The 13,138-nt window shown below is 67.3% G+C and carries 15 protein-coding genes; 8 read left to right on the top strand and 7 right to left on the bottom strand.

Going from position 1 to position 13,138, the window contains the following annotated elements:
* The first annotated feature begins 25 nt into the window (after nt 1–25).
* From ISO16_RS11875 to ISO16_RS11850, 6 genes are all read left to right on the top strand, one after another.
* On the top strand, nt 26–1,570 hold the full coding sequence (locus tag ISO16_RS11875) for a long-chain-fatty-acid--CoA ligase (RefSeq protein ID WP_072636108.1): 1,545 nt from the start codon (nt 26–28) through the stop codon (nt 1,568–1,570).
* An 80-nt stretch (nt 1,571–1,650) separates the two neighbouring features.
* Nucleotides 1,651–2,886, top strand: coding sequence for an ABC transporter substrate-binding protein (locus ISO16_RS11870; protein WP_072636107.1), 1,236 nt, complete (start codon nt 1,651–1,653; stop codon nt 2,884–2,886).
* On the top strand, nt 2,883–3,683 hold the full coding sequence (locus tag ISO16_RS11865) for an ABC transporter ATP-binding protein (RefSeq protein ID WP_006935204.1): 801 nt from the start codon (nt 2,883–2,885) through the stop codon (nt 3,681–3,683). Before ISO16_RS11870 ends, ISO16_RS11865 begins: the two co-directional genes overlap by 4 nt.
* Complete coding sequence (locus tag ISO16_RS11860) at nt 3,680–4,387, top strand: ABC transporter ATP-binding protein (protein ID WP_072636106.1); 708 nt, start codon at nt 3,680–3,682, stop codon at nt 4,385–4,387. The genes ISO16_RS11865 and ISO16_RS11860 overlap by 4 nt, the downstream gene beginning before the upstream one ends.
* Nucleotides 4,388–4,402: 15 nt before the next feature.
* A complete protein-coding gene (locus ISO16_RS11855) occupies nt 4,403–5,287 on the top strand; it encodes a branched-chain amino acid ABC transporter permease (RefSeq protein ID WP_006935206.1) in 885 nt (294 codons plus the stop codon).
* A complete protein-coding gene (locus ISO16_RS11850; protein WP_072636105.1) occupies nt 5,284–6,354 on the top strand; it encodes a branched-chain amino acid ABC transporter permease in 1,071 nt (356 codons plus the stop codon). The genes ISO16_RS11855 and ISO16_RS11850 overlap by 4 nt, the downstream gene beginning before the upstream one ends.
* Before the next feature lie 155 nt (nt 6,355–6,509).
* Here the strand turns inward: ISO16_RS11850 and ISO16_RS11845 are convergent, their stop codons facing one another.
* From ISO16_RS11845 to ISO16_RS11825, 5 genes are read right to left on the bottom strand one after another with little or no spacing between them, the layout of a single operon-like run.
* A complete protein-coding gene (locus ISO16_RS11845; protein ID WP_072636104.1) occupies nt 6,510–7,403 on the bottom strand; it encodes an isocitrate lyase/PEP mutase family protein in 894 nt (297 codons plus the stop codon).
* Between the two features lie 14 nt (nt 7,404–7,417).
* Nucleotides 7,418–8,776: a phosphotransferase family protein gene (locus ISO16_RS11840; RefSeq protein ID WP_072636103.1), complete on the bottom strand. Its 1,359-nt coding sequence runs from the start codon at nt 8,774–8,776 to the stop codon at nt 7,418–7,420.
* The gene (locus ISO16_RS11835; protein ID WP_170913982.1) at nt 8,773–9,957 is read right to left on the bottom strand and encodes an acyl-CoA dehydrogenase family protein; all 1,185 of its coding nucleotides are present in this window, start codon (nt 9,955–9,957) and stop codon (nt 8,773–8,775) included. Before ISO16_RS11835 ends, ISO16_RS11840 begins: the two co-directional genes overlap by 4 nt.
* Nucleotides 9,954–10,349 carry a nuclear transport factor 2 family protein gene (locus tag ISO16_RS11830; RefSeq protein WP_006935219.1) on the bottom strand — a complete coding sequence of 132 codons (396 nt, stop codon included), beginning with the start codon at nt 10,347–10,349 and terminating at the stop codon, nt 9,954–9,956. The genes ISO16_RS11835 and ISO16_RS11830 overlap by 4 nt, the downstream gene beginning before the upstream one ends.
* A 36-nt stretch (nt 10,350–10,385) precedes the next feature.
* Nucleotides 10,386–11,027 carry a TetR/AcrR family transcriptional regulator gene (locus ISO16_RS11825; protein ID WP_006935221.1) on the bottom strand — a complete coding sequence of 214 codons (642 nt, stop codon included), beginning with the start codon at nt 11,025–11,027 and terminating at the stop codon, nt 10,386–10,388.
* 114 nt (nt 11,028–11,141) lie between these two features.
* Between ISO16_RS11825 and ISO16_RS11820 the strand changes: the two genes are divergently transcribed.
* Nucleotides 11,142–11,708, top strand: a complete 567-nt coding sequence (locus ISO16_RS11820; RefSeq protein WP_072636102.1) for a VOC family protein — start codon at nt 11,142–11,144, stop codon at nt 11,706–11,708.
* 24 nt (nt 11,709–11,732) lie between these two features.
* Nucleotides 11,733–12,371 (top strand): carboxymuconolactone decarboxylase family protein, encoded by a 639-nt coding sequence (locus ISO16_RS11815; RefSeq protein ID WP_072636101.1) that lies wholly within the window; start codon nt 11,733–11,735, stop codon nt 12,369–12,371.
* A gap of 11 nt (nt 12,372–12,382) precedes the next feature.
* Here ISO16_RS11815 and ISO16_RS28695 read toward each other — a convergent pair whose 3' ends face one another.
* The gene (locus tag ISO16_RS28695) at nt 12,383–12,547 is read right to left on the bottom strand and encodes a hypothetical protein (protein WP_230304531.1); all 165 of its coding nucleotides are present in this window, start codon (nt 12,545–12,547) and stop codon (nt 12,383–12,385) included.
* A gap of 167 nt (nt 12,548–12,714) precedes the next feature.
* Nucleotides 12,715–13,131 (bottom strand): LysR family substrate-binding domain-containing protein, encoded by a 417-nt coding sequence (locus ISO16_RS11805; RefSeq protein ID WP_083662321.1) that lies wholly within the window; start codon nt 13,129–13,131, stop codon nt 12,715–12,717.
* Nucleotides 13,132–13,138 lie beyond the last annotated feature (7 nt).

Genomic DNA, 13,138 nt, shown 5'->3' with positions numbered 1-13,138 from the left:
ATTTCATCACGCCAAGGAGAACCGAATGCTGCTCAGCGACATCGTCGAGTACGGCGCACGCAAGCATCCCGATCGCATCGCCCTGCGCTTCGAAGACGAGACGGTCGGCTACGGCCAGCTGCGCGACCGCAGCCGCCGCCTCGCGAACGCACTCCTCGGCGTCGCGGACCCCGGCGACCGCGTCGCGATCCTCTCCACGAACCGCACCGAGTACTTCGACTGCTACTACGGCGTGCCCATGGCGGGCATGGCGTTGACGATCCTGAATTTCCGGCTGCATCCCGAGCAGATCGCGGCGCTCGTCGAGCACTCGGGCGCCGCGGTCCTCGTAGTCTCCGAGGACTTCGCCGAGATGGTCGCGAGTATCCGCGACCGGATCACGTCGGTGCATACCGTCGTCGTGATCGGCGCCGCCGACGCCGATGCGGCGTTCTTGTCATGGGACGCGTTCGTCGCCGGCGCGCCCGCGACGGAACCGAAGGTGCGTCCGCGTCCTGACGACATCGCATGGATCGTCTACACCAGCGGCACGACCGGGGTGCCGAAGGGTGTGATGCTCAGCCACCGCAACCTCCTCACCGGCATAACCTCCTCGGCCCTCCAGTGGGCGCTGCCGGAGGACACCGTCTTCCTGTTCTGCTTCCCGCTCTGCCACGTCGGCGGTTACGTGACGCTCCTGAACCACCTGATGGGTGCCACGGTCGGGATCATCCGCGCCTACGACAATGCCACCTTCCTCCGGCTGGTCCAGCAGTGGAAGGTCACCCAGACCGGCCTGGCGCCCACGATGATCAACTTCCTGCTGCAGGATCCGGCGCTCGACGCGCACGACCTCGGCACGCTGGAGGCGATCGGGTACGGTTCGTCGGCGATTCCCGCTCCCGTACTGCGGGAGGGACTCGACCGCCTCGGTTGTGACTTCTATCAGGGTATGGGCATGACCGAGCTGGCCGGAAATGTGCTGCACCTCGACCAGCAGGCGCATCGGCGCGCCGCGAACGGGGAGTCCAACCTCCTTGCGGCAGCCGGAAAGCCGATGCGTTTGGCGGATATTCGAATCGTGGACGACGAGCTGCGGGACGTTCCGGTCGGTGAGATCGGCGAGATGGTCGTCCGTGGCGACCAGGTGATGGCCGGCTACTGGAACGACACCGACGCGACGGACGCCGCGTTCACCGACGGCTGGTTCCACACCGGTGATCTGGTGCGACGGGACGCCGAAGGATTCGTCTACATCGTGGACCGCAAGAAGGACCTGATCATCAGTGGTGGCGAGAACATCGCTTCTCTCACGGTGGAACAGGCCCTGTACAGTCATCCGGCGGTGGCCGAGGCGGCCGCGATCGGCGTCAAGGACGAGACGTGGGGCGAAATCGTCTGCGCCATTGTTGCTCTGCGCTCCGGCTCCACCGCTACCGCGGACGAGATCATCGCGACGTGCCGAGAGCACCTCGGCGGATTCCAGGTGCCGAGGCGCGTCGAATTCGTCGACGCCCTCCCGAAGAACGTCAGCGGCAAGATCCTCAAGCGCGATCTTCGCGAGCGCTTCGCCACCCGAACACTCGTCTAGCACAAGCCTGCCAGTCCGGCCCGCCGCCCCGAGCGGCACTTCTGTCCTGCCCTGCGCACCTCTCGACACACGGAGCGACCATGAAACGTACTCTTGCCGTGGGCCTTACTGCCCTGTGCACCACCGCCGCCCTGGCAGCCTGTTCCGGCCGGGACACCGCCACTTCGGCGGGTGACTGCGATCCCGGAATCACCGACACCGAGATCCGCTTCGGAACAAGCCTCATGCAGTCCGTCGCGGGACCTCAAGCGGTCGCCGCAACCGCGCTGTTCGACGAGATCAACGCCGCGGGCGGGGTCACCATGGGTGACGGGAAGACCCGCAAGATCGAGTACATCGCGATGGACGACGGATACGACCCCGCACGCACCGTCGGCAACGTCCGCTCACTGGTCGAACAGGAACAGGTCTTCGCGATCCAGAATCTGATCGGCACCGCCTCGACGCTCGCCGTCGTGGACTACCTGACGCAGAAGAACGTGCCGCTCGTGTTCCCGATGACCGGCACCGACGAACTGCTGGCCACGCACGAGCAGCGCCCTGTCGTGGCCGGAGCGGTGAACCCGCAGACACGATGGGAGGTCTCGGAGCGTGCCGAGATCATCCTGCGCGACCATCCACAGGCGAAGATCGCGGTGCTGTACCCGAACGACAGCCTCGGCAACGGAAGCCTCGACGCCCTGAAGTCCGCACTCGACGGCAGCGGTACCGCGGTCGTCGCACAGCAGGCCTACGAGCAGACGACGCCGTCCGTCGACTCGCAGGTGGTCAACCTCGCGAACTCCGGCGCCGACGTCTTCGTCAACTTCGCGACGGCGAGCTTCGTGACCCAGTCGCTGAAGAAGGCGCACGAACTCGGATGGAAACCCGACACCTACATCTACTCGGGCGCCACCGACACCAACTTCGTCCTCGCCCCTGCCGGTCCGGACGCCGCCGAGGGCATCCACTCCTTCTACTGGATCTACGACGTCAGCAGCACCGACCACGACGCCAAGCCCGGAGTGCAGAAATGGCGGGAATTCGCCGAACGCAACTCCGGGAAGATCAAGACCACCGACACCATCGCGGCGACCGGCTACAACACCGCCCAGCTGCTGGTGACCGCACTGAAGCAGATGAACGGCTGCACGCGGGCCGACCTGCTCGACGCGGTGCAGAACATGCGGGGTGTGACCACCGACCTCGCGATCGAGGGAATCACCTTCGACACCACGCCGGACTATCCCTACGCGATCACCTCGATGGCGCCGATGACGTTCCGCGACGGCAGGTGGCACTACGACGCTGCGGTCACCCGCAGCACCGAGCGATGACGTCCGTACCGGACGCCGGCGACGACGGCGCGGTTCCCGCCCTGGTCGTGGAGGAGGTCCGGCTCCGGTTCGGCGGCGTCGTCGCGCTCGACGGTCCCTCGTTCACGATCGAGCCCGGCCACATCGTCGGGTTGATCGGTCCGAACGGGGCGGGAAAGACGACACTGTTCAACTGCATCAGCAGGCTGTACCAGCCGGAATCGGGACGAATCGCCTTCGGGGACAAGGATCTGCTGTCGCTGTCGGCGGACGGGGTCGCGGATGTCGGTATCGCCCGAACGTTCCAGAACATCGGGTTGTTCCCCACGATGTCGGTTGTGGACAACGTGCTGACCGGTGCGTACTCGCGTACCCGGACCGGGTTTCTCGGGGCCGCGCTGGGTCTGCCGATGACCGGACGTGAGGAGCGACGCGAGCGCGACGAGGCATGGGCACTGCTCGAGTCGATGAACCTCGCCCGGGTCGGTCGCGAACCGGCGGGCACCCTTCCGTACGGGACGCTGAAACGGATCGAACTCGCGCGGGCGCTGATGCAGCGTCCGAAGTTGCTGATGCTGGACGAACCCGCGAACGGCCTCATCCATGAGGAGGTGCTCGAACTCGCCGAGACCGTCCGGCAACTGCGTGACGAACGAGGATTCTCGGTGCTGCTGGTCGAGCACCACATGGCGATGGTGATGTCGATTTCGGACCGCGTCGTCGTGCTGAACTTCGGGCAGAAGATCACGGAGGGGCTTCCGGCCGACGTGGCCGCGCACCCCGAGGTCGTCGAGGCATACCTGGGGGGTGCGGCGTGAGCCTGCTGAGCGTCGAGGGGCTTTTCGCCTGGTACGGAAGTGCAGAAGTTCTGCACGGCATCGAATTTCAAGCCGAGAAGGGCGCGGTGACGGTGGTGCTCGGCGCGAACGGTGCCGGCAAGACCACCATCCTGCGGGCGCTGTGCGGCATGGTCCGCACTCGTGGCCGGATCGAATTCGACGGCCGGGACATCGCAGGCATGCGCACCGACAGGATCGCGCGTCTCGGGATCGCGCACGTTCCGCAGGGCCGCGGCACCTTCGGCGACCTGACGGTCGAGGAGAACCTCCGCATCGGAGGGTACGCGGCCGCCGTCGCCGACACCGACCGGGCGATCGAGCAGTGGTACGACTTCTTCCCCCGGCTGCGGGAGCGGCGTCGGCAGCAGGCCGGCGGACTCAGTGGCGGCGAGCAGCAGATGCTCGCCATCGCCCGGGCCCTCGTCGCCGCACCACGGCTGCTGCTGCTCGACGAGCCGTCCCTCGGCCTGGCCCCCCGCATCACCCAGGAGGTGTTCCGTGCGCTGAGCCGCATCAATGCGGAGATGGGGACGACAATTCTCGTCGTCGAGCAGAACGCGCACCTGGCCCTCGACATCGGGTCATCCGCGGTGCTCGTCGACGCCGGTCGCATCGTCGCCCAGCGTCCCGCCGCCGGTCTCGCACACGACGAGTCGGTGCGACGCGCCTACCTCGGCTACTGAGCACAGGAGTGAGTCATGCACGTCTTTCTTCAACAATTGGTAGACGGGCTCACGTGGGGCGCACTGTACGGTGCGTTCGCATTGAGCATCGTCCTCGTCTACCGGGCCTCCGGGATCGTGAACTTCGCGCAGGGGGAGATGGCGATGTTCGCGGCGTTCTTCGCGTGGCAGTTCCACCAGTGGGGTGCGCCGCTGTATGTCGCGATCCTCGGGGCGATGGCGGTAGCGTTCCTCATGGGCGCCGTCACCGAGCGGGTGCTGATCCGGCCGCTGGCGGGCTCGCCGAACCACATGCCGCTCGTCATCATCACTCTCGGACTGATGCTGGTCCTCAACAGCGCGGCCGGCTGGATCTGGGGTGTGCAGAGCAGGGAGTTTCCGTCGACGGTGTCCGGACCGGTGGTGACGCTGGGGACGGTGGCAGTCTCGCGGCAGTCCCTCGTGATCGTCGGCGCGGTCGTGGTTGTCGCGGCGCTGCTGTTCCTCCTGTTCCAGCGTACCCGTGTCGGCCTCGCGATGCGGGCGGCCGCCGGAAATCCGGATTCCGCTGAGCTGGTGGGTATTCCGGTAGGTCGCATGCTGATGATCGGCTGGGGATTGGCGGCGGCGATCGGCGCACTCGCGGCGTCGCTCGCGGCCCCGCAATTGTTCCTCCAGCCGAACATGCTCGTCGCGTCGCTGATCTACGCATTCGCTGCCGCCGTTCTCGGCGGATTGGACAGTCCGGTCGGCGCCCTCGTCGGCGGATTGTGCGTCGGTGTCGCGGAGAACCTCGCCGGTACGTACATCGAGTGGATCGGCCACGACTTCAAGCAAGCCGTGGCACTGGTCCTCATCCTGGGGGTGTTGCTCTTCAGGCCGGAAGGTCTCTTCGGTGCGCGGAAGGTGGCGCGGGTATGAAAGTCCTCGATATGCTCCGCCGCCCCCGCGCCGAACTCGACGCACCGGTGTGGCTCCGCCGTACCACCGTTGCGGTGGTGCTCGTCCTCGCCGCGGTCGCACCGCTCGTCTCGGCGCCGTACGTCAACTTCGACCGTTCCATGGTCCTCGTGTACGTCGTGGTCGGACTCGGCCTGAATCTGCTGACAGGCAACACCGGTCAGATCTCCCTGGGCCATGGCTTCTTCTTCGCCGTGGGCGCCTATCTCAGTGCGGTGCTGATCGAGAACCATGGTGTCGCCTATCCGGTGGTGCTCCCGCTCGCCTTCGCGGTCTGCTATGTGGGCGGGTACCTGTTCGGGCTGCCGGCACTGCGGCTCCACGGCCTCCAGTTGGCGCTCGCCACACTGGGTCTCGCACTGGTGACCCCCGCCGTGATCAAACGCTTCGAGCACGTGACCGACGGTCAGGCGGGCATCAACGTCACCGCGGCCGAGGCACCCGTATCCTCCGGTCTCGATCGCGACCAGTGGGTGTACTACCTGTGCCTGCTCGTCGCCGCGCTGACCTATCTCGTGGTGCGCCGGCTCTCCACCGGCCGCATCGGGCGATCGCTGATCGCGATCCGTGACTACGAGGCCGTGGCGACGACCCTCGGTATGCCGGCCACCCGGACGAAGACCACCGTGTTCGCCCTCAGTGCCGCACTCGCCGGCGTCGGCGGGGTGCTCTACAGCTTCGTCGTCCAGTACGTCGGCCCGGAGGCCTTCGGGCTGCCGCTGGCGATCGCGTTCATCACCATGATCGTGGTCGGAGGTCTCGGTACCGTGCCCGGTGTCGTGTTCGGCGCCTTCTTCGTCGTCTACGTCCCGCAGTGGACTGCTGAACTCAATCAGTCGGCGGCCGGCATCACCTACGGCGCTGCGTTGATCCTGTTCATCTTCGTACTGCCCTACGGCTTGATCAGTCTGGTGCGGTGGGGGCTCGCGCCGCTCGTGGCATGCATCCCGGGTCGTCGCAGCGACGGGGGACGGTCCGAGGGCACAAAGAACCCGGGACTGGAATTGGAACCGGTGGCCACCGGCTGAACTGCCCGGACCACGACCGGCGACGGACGGGCACCCTCGATCAGGATCTAGGGTGCCCGTCCGTCGCTGCGGTGTTAGTGGTCTCCGGCTGTCGCCCGGTGCGATCGGTACCGAAAAAGCCCGCCTGGCCATGTGGCCAGGCGGACCCTTCCGGCTCAGCGATCGGCGAAACGGGAACCGAGTTCGTTCACCTCGGACAGTCCGATGAACCCGGTGAACTCGTCGAAGGAGGGCAGGCGCGACAACGCCGCCGCCGGGGTCCCGTCGCGCACGATCGTGGCCAGGAAGTCCTGGATCGACCTCGTAGCGGCCAGCAGCGCGCCGATCGGGAACAGCACAAGAGCGAATCCCAGCTCGCCCAGCACATCCAGCGGCATCGGCGGAGTGCGCCCGCCTTCTACCCAGTTGAACACCAGGCGATGTCCCTTCAACCGGGTCGCCACCGCACGCACCTCGTCGATGCTGGCCGGAGCCTCCACGAACAACAGGTCGGCGCCGGCGTCCGCGTAGTGCAGGGCGCGATCGATTGCCGCGTCCAGCCCGTCGACGGCCGCGGCGTCGGTCCGAGCGATGATCAGGAGGTCCGGATCGGTGCGGGCCGCGACGGCCGCCTCCAGCTTGGCCACCATGTCGGTGACCGGGACGACCGCCTTGCCCTCCATGTGGCCGCATCGCTTGGGAGCGACCTGATCCTCGAGCTGGATGGCCGCGACACCGGCCCTCTCGTAGTCGCGGACGGTGCGAATGACGTTGAGAGGGTTGCCGTACCCGGTATCGGCATCGGCGATCAACGGGACGTCGACGGCAGCAGCCATGCGGCGGGCGTTGTCGGTCATCTCCGTAGCGGTGAGCAATCCGACGTCGGGGCGACCGAGCAGACTCGCAGAGGTGCCGAAGCCGGTCATGTACGCCGCATCGAACCCGGCGGCCTCGACCAGGCGCGCGGACAGGCTGTCGTAGGCCCCCGGCGCCAGGACCGGTGCCGCGCTGTCCAGCAGTTGGCGCAGCCGTGGTCTGGTAGGGGTCGGTGATCCGAGAAAATCTGACATGGAATCGCTTTCGATCACGTGGTGAGGTGGCGTGGATTGGCGACGCGCAGACGGGCCAGGACCGCTGTCGAGACGGCTCGACGCACAAGGGGGTCGGTGTACGAGAGCGTTCCCCGGTGAAGCGCGGTTGCGAGCTCGGCCTCGGTGGCGCAGCCGACTTCGGTCAACAGGTCCCCGAGCACGGTGCTGTCGCCGGAGTCGAGTTCCCGACGCGCCGTGCCCAGGAGGTTGACGCAGATCCGCAGCAGGTAGCGCTCCCGGTCCTGCGTCCGGTCGAGTGCCGGACCGATTTCGTCGGTGAGCGCCCAGGAGACGAGCTCGAGAATCTCCGCCAGGCTCGGGCGGTCGTGCAGCGACTCGGCCGGCGGAGCAGGTGCCGCCGGTGGCTCGTCGTCGAGCAGATCGAGGATCAGGAGCAGGTCGTATTCGGATTCGCAGACCCGGCGGCCGATCGCGGCGAGTTCGAGCGAGCGCTCGGCGCCGCCGAAATGCCGCTGCGCCTGGAGCCGGCTGAGCACCAGCCACCGCAGGGTGCCGTAGGTCTCCCACCAGTGCAGCTCTGCCGTCGAAGGCCGCTCACCCGTCGCCTTCTCGTAGCCGTCGAGCAACTGCTCGCGGGTCCCCACACCGGCGACCGGGAGTTCGGCACCGAACCGCCATGCCCGGACGCAAAGCCATCCGAGGTCCTCCATCGGATCGCCCAGATGGGCGAGTTCCCAGTCGAGGACGCCCCGGATTCCGGTGTCGTCGACCAGAAGGTTGCCGAGGCGGAAGTCGCCGTGCACGAGAGTGGCCGGTCGGCGCGAAGGCCGATGGTCCCGAAGCCACCGCAGCCCAATTTCGACCGCCGGGCGCGGGTCGTCGAGAGCCCGATAGACGGACTCGAGCAGGTCGAGCGGGTCTCTGGTGTCGAGCATCGTGAGGGCTCCGACAGCGCTGCTGTGGATCTGTCCCAGCACGAATCCCATCTTCTCGGCCAGCCGCTCCCGCATTTCGGCGAGCGCCGGATCCCGTTGGATCTTCCGGGGAATCGACTCGCCGGCCACTCTTTCCATCAGCAGGAAGGGGGCATCGATGCCGGGGGCGGTGTCACCGCTGGCAAGGACAGCGGGTACCGGCACACCGGCGGCGGCGGCGGCGCGCAGGCATGCCGCCTCCGCGCGCATCCGCTGTGCGTCGCCGTGCCCGGGGGGATCACGCCTGAGGACTACGGGCAGGGGGTTGCCCGCGGCATCGGTTGCCTGCGCCGACCACACCTCGCGGCTCGCGCCGCCGGTCAGCTGTCGGGGTTCGCCGACCGAGACGTTCTCGCCGCGCACCTCGATGAGGATCGCTCGGATCCCGTCACCCAGTGACGAGGAAGCCTCGGTCACAGCCACGGCGCCGCGCCCGGGTCGCGCAACAGTGTGCGAGCTGTGGACATGCGGTGGACCTCGTCGGGGCCGTCGTAGATGCGGGCGTACCGGGCCTGCCGATACATCCGCTCCAACGGCGTGTCGGCGGTCAGCCCGAGCGCTCCGTGCACCTGGATGGCGCGGTCGACGACGTCGTGCAGCATCCGTGCACACCAGAACTTGACGAGCCCGATCCGGATGCGTGCATCGTCGCCGGAGTCCATCGCGCGGGCGGCATCGAGTGTCATCAGCCGGGCAGCGTGGATCTGCGCGGCGGATTCCGCTATGTACCGGTGGACCTCGCCCTTCTCCGCAAGGAGAGAACCGTGCACGTAGCGGGTGTTGGCCCGCTCGCACATGAGCTCGTAGGCCCGCTGCGCCTGACCGAGCCAGCGCATGCCGTGGAAGATGCGCCCGGGTCCGAGGCGGTCCTGTGCGACGGCGAACCCCTTGCCGCGCTCGCCGAGCAGGTTGTCGGCAGGCACCCGCACGTCGGAGAGCCGGACCTCGTAGTGGTCGCTGGGATCGTGGCCCATCGTCGGGATCGAGCGGAGGATCTCGAAACCGGGGGTGTCGGTCGGAACGATGATCGCGCTGATCCGGGAGTGGCGGGGCACGTCCTCGGGCTCGGTGCGCGCGAAGACGGTGCAGTAGCCCGCGTCTTTGACCCCCGTCGTGAACCACTTGTGCCCGTTGATGACCCAGGTGTCCCCGTCGAGCTCCGCGCGGGTGGTGATCAGGGTCGGATCGGAGCCGGCGACCTCCGGCTCCGTGAGTCCCACCGAGGGCAGGAACTCGCCGGCGACGAGCGGCGGGATCCATCGTTCCCGCTGTTCCTCGGTGCCGTGCTTGCGCAGCATCAAGGTGTCCTGCATGGACACGGACCCGACGGCGAGCTGCCCGAACTCGGACCGGCCGATGATTTCGTTGAGGTATACGAAATCGAGGAACCGCACACCACCACCCCCGACGTCCGCCGGGTGACCCAAGGCCCACAGACCGAGCTCTTTTGCCTGCGTGCGCAGCTGATCGAGTGCCTTGCGGGCGTCGTCGTCCTCGCGCGCGAGGACCGGCTCGGCAGGAATCACCTGGTTGTCGATGAACGAGCGCATGCGGGCGCACAGGTCTGCGATGTGGCCCTCGGGATGATCGGTGGTCATGCCCCGTTTCCCTTCGTTGTCGTGTCGGTTGTCTCGTGCAGCGGTCGGATGGCGGCGGAGTCGACGTACTCGTCGATGCGGGTGATCCGTCCGTCCACGACCCGGACGAACAGTGCGGCAGGCACTTCGAGCGGACCGTGTCCCGGCAGGGCCCCGCGCACCACGTGCTGCTGTACGAAGCCGTCCGGAACCGCGTCGCGGCGGACGTCCTCGTAACGGAAGTCCTCGAGCGTGCGGGTGAGCCAGCGCAACACGCGCAGGTTCTCCTCGACGGTCTGCTCGCGGCCGTCGTCGTTGTGCCAGATGCGCGCGTCCGGCGCATACAGGTTTGTCAGTGTGTCCACGTCACCGGCTCGGACGGCGGCGAAGAATCGGTCTGCGAGATCCAACATGCGAAGGTGGTTCTCCTCGGTGCTGCGGATGGGATGTCAGGGGGAATCGGATTCCAGTCCCAGGGCGCCCAGGCACATCTGGTCGAGGGTGCTCAGCAGTGCCTCTTCGTCCGCCGCCTCCCCCTGGATCAGCCAGAGGTAGAGGGTGTGATCGACCATCGCGGACATCGCGCGGGCGGCGAGTACCGGGTCGAGCGACTGCCGGACGAGTCCCTCCTGTTGCCAGCGGGCGATCGCCCGGGAAGTCCGTTCGATGAGCTGGGAGCGGTGCTCGTGGCGCAATTCCCGGAACTCGTCGTTGATGGTCGCGACCTGCTCGACGATCGCCATCAGCCGTGCATTGCGCCGATAGGCCTTGTAGTACGAGCGATTCGCCGCGACGAGCCGTGCCGCGGGGGACAGGTCGGGATCGGTCGGTTCGCGGCGGTGTACATCCTCGAACAGGCGGGTGCTCAGTTCGCGGAAGATGTGTTCCTTCGACTCGAAATACCGATAGAAGGTGCCATAAGCGACGTTGGCCTCCTGCGTGATCTGCTCGACCCGGGTGTCGGGGAATCCGACGGTCTCGAATACGGTGCGCGCCGCGTCGAGCAGGGCGTCACGAGTCTTCCGCCCCCGCGCCGTGAGGGTCTCGACCGGCGCGGGTACGGACGGGGTGTTGACAGATGACTTGGCCACGGTCAGACTATCCCCGAAGGTGACATGACTGTCAAGTCATCTCGTACCCCTTGTTCTCTGATTCTCTCCGTTTCCTGCCCGGATTTCTCCGAATCAGTGCCCGAAAGGATTGCAGTGACCACATCGAATTCGAAGTTCGAACTCCGCGGGATCAATCACCTCGCCCTCGTCTGCTCCGACATGAAGCGGACGATCGACTTCTACTCGGGAACCCTCGGCATGCCCTTGGTGAAGACGGTCGAGCTGCCGGGGGGGCTCGGCCAGCACTTCTTCTTCGACTGCGGGGGAGGCAACACCCTCGCGTTCTTCTGGCTCGAGGACGCACCCGATGCCGCCCCCGGCGTCGCGGCGCCGAAGGGCCGCCCCGACGAGGGGGAACTTGCCAGTGCGGTCGGATCGATGAACCACGTGGCCTTCGCTGTCCCACCGGAACTGTTCGGCGAGTACCGCGCACGGCTGCAGGCGGACGGTGTCGAGGTCAGCCGCGTCCTCAACCACGACGACAGCCCGTCCGGCGTAGCCAGGGAGGTGCACGACGGCACCTTCGTCCGATCGTTCTACTTCCAGGATCCGGATGGCGTCCTCCTCGAATTCGCCTGCTGGACACGCGAGTTCACTCCGGAAGACGTCGTGCACGAGCCGAAGACCGCGGCCGACCGCCGCACGACCGGCGCCTCCTGACCGACGGCCGAAAGGACAATCGACATGCCCCGCCTCCGTGAAGTCCCTCGTGCCGAGGTGACCGACGAAAAGATCCTCTTCTTCTACGACCGGCTGTTCGGCGCCGACAAGGACCCCGCCGTCAACCACGGCACCATTCATGCCACGCCGGGCGACTGGTGGACGGTGTTCGCACAGTCTCCGGCCGTGTTCCGGCATGCGGTACGGGGCTTCGCGTTGTACCGCAACGCAGGTCTCGACCCGCTGCTGCGCGAGCTCGGTCAGGGCAGGGCCGGGTACGCGCGCGGGAGTCAGTTCGTGTTCTCCCAGCACTGCAAGCAGATGCGTTCTCTCGGGATGTCCGAAGAGAAGATCGCTGCCCTCCCGCACTGGCAGATCAGCGACCGGTTCTCGGAGCTCGAGCGCGCCGTGCTCGCCTACACGGACGGGCTCGTCCTCGGTGGCGGCCGGGTGCCCGACGAGGTGTTCGCCCTGCTCCGGGCTCACCTGTCCGACCAGGAGATCATGGAACTCACCTACATCACGTGCATGTACGACATGCACGCTACAATCTGCCGCGCGCTGAAGCTCGAGTTCGACGACAGACCCGAACCGGTCGAGGAGGTCCGGATCCCGGACGGCGTCCATGTCTCCGACCTCTCCGCCGATCTGGCCGGCGAGTAGCGGCCGTTGCATCATGCGCGCTGCGGTTCTCTCGCGCCCTTCGTCGGACCGGTTGTGGTTGTTCGACGGCGCAACCGGTCCGGCGGCGCCGCGCACCGCGAGGCGGTCAGCGGGTCGTCGTCGGGATCTCGGACGAACAGCATGCCGCCGTCGATGAGCACGGATTGGCCCGTCATGTAGTTCGAGTCGGGGGCCGGCCAGGTAGAAGACGAAGGCCGCCACGTCCTCACCGGTGGAGACGCGACCGAGGGTGATGCCCTCGGCCATGGCCTTCATCGACTCACCCTCACCGACATCGTTGATCGCGCCGAGCCCGGTGCGGCCGCTCGGGGTCTTCCGGTCCTCAGCCGTTCGCCGCATCGGCGAACCCGAGCACCACCTTCAGCACCACGTGCAGCGCGGGATTGGTGTCGTCACGCCGCCACGCCACGCGTAGGTCGACGTCGGGGGTCGACTCGTCGAGCGGAACGAAGACGACATGGGGATCGGTGACGTTGCTCGCCACGGACGCCAACGTCAGGTGGCACCCGACCTCGGCGCTGACCAGCGCCAGGGCGGTCTGCGTATCGGGGGCGACCTGGACGACGTCGGCGACGAACCCGCCCGCGTGCGCGAGCCGCCGCAACCGGTCGGGAAGCACCGCACCCTCGTGCGGCGGGAGGGAGACGGAGCTTTCCGCGGCAAGCTGGGCAATCGACAACCGGCGCGCGCCGGCCAGCGGGTGGGTGTCGGGCAGCGCGACGACGAGGGAGTCCGGCATCGCTGGC

Source organism: Rhodococcus sp. M8, from assembly GCF_015654185.1.
In the GTDB taxonomy this organism is placed as follows: domain Bacteria; phylum Actinomycetota; class Actinomycetes; order Mycobacteriales; family Mycobacteriaceae; genus Rhodococcus; species Rhodococcus aetherivorans.
This window is presented reverse-complemented; position numbering and strand designations above follow the sequence as displayed.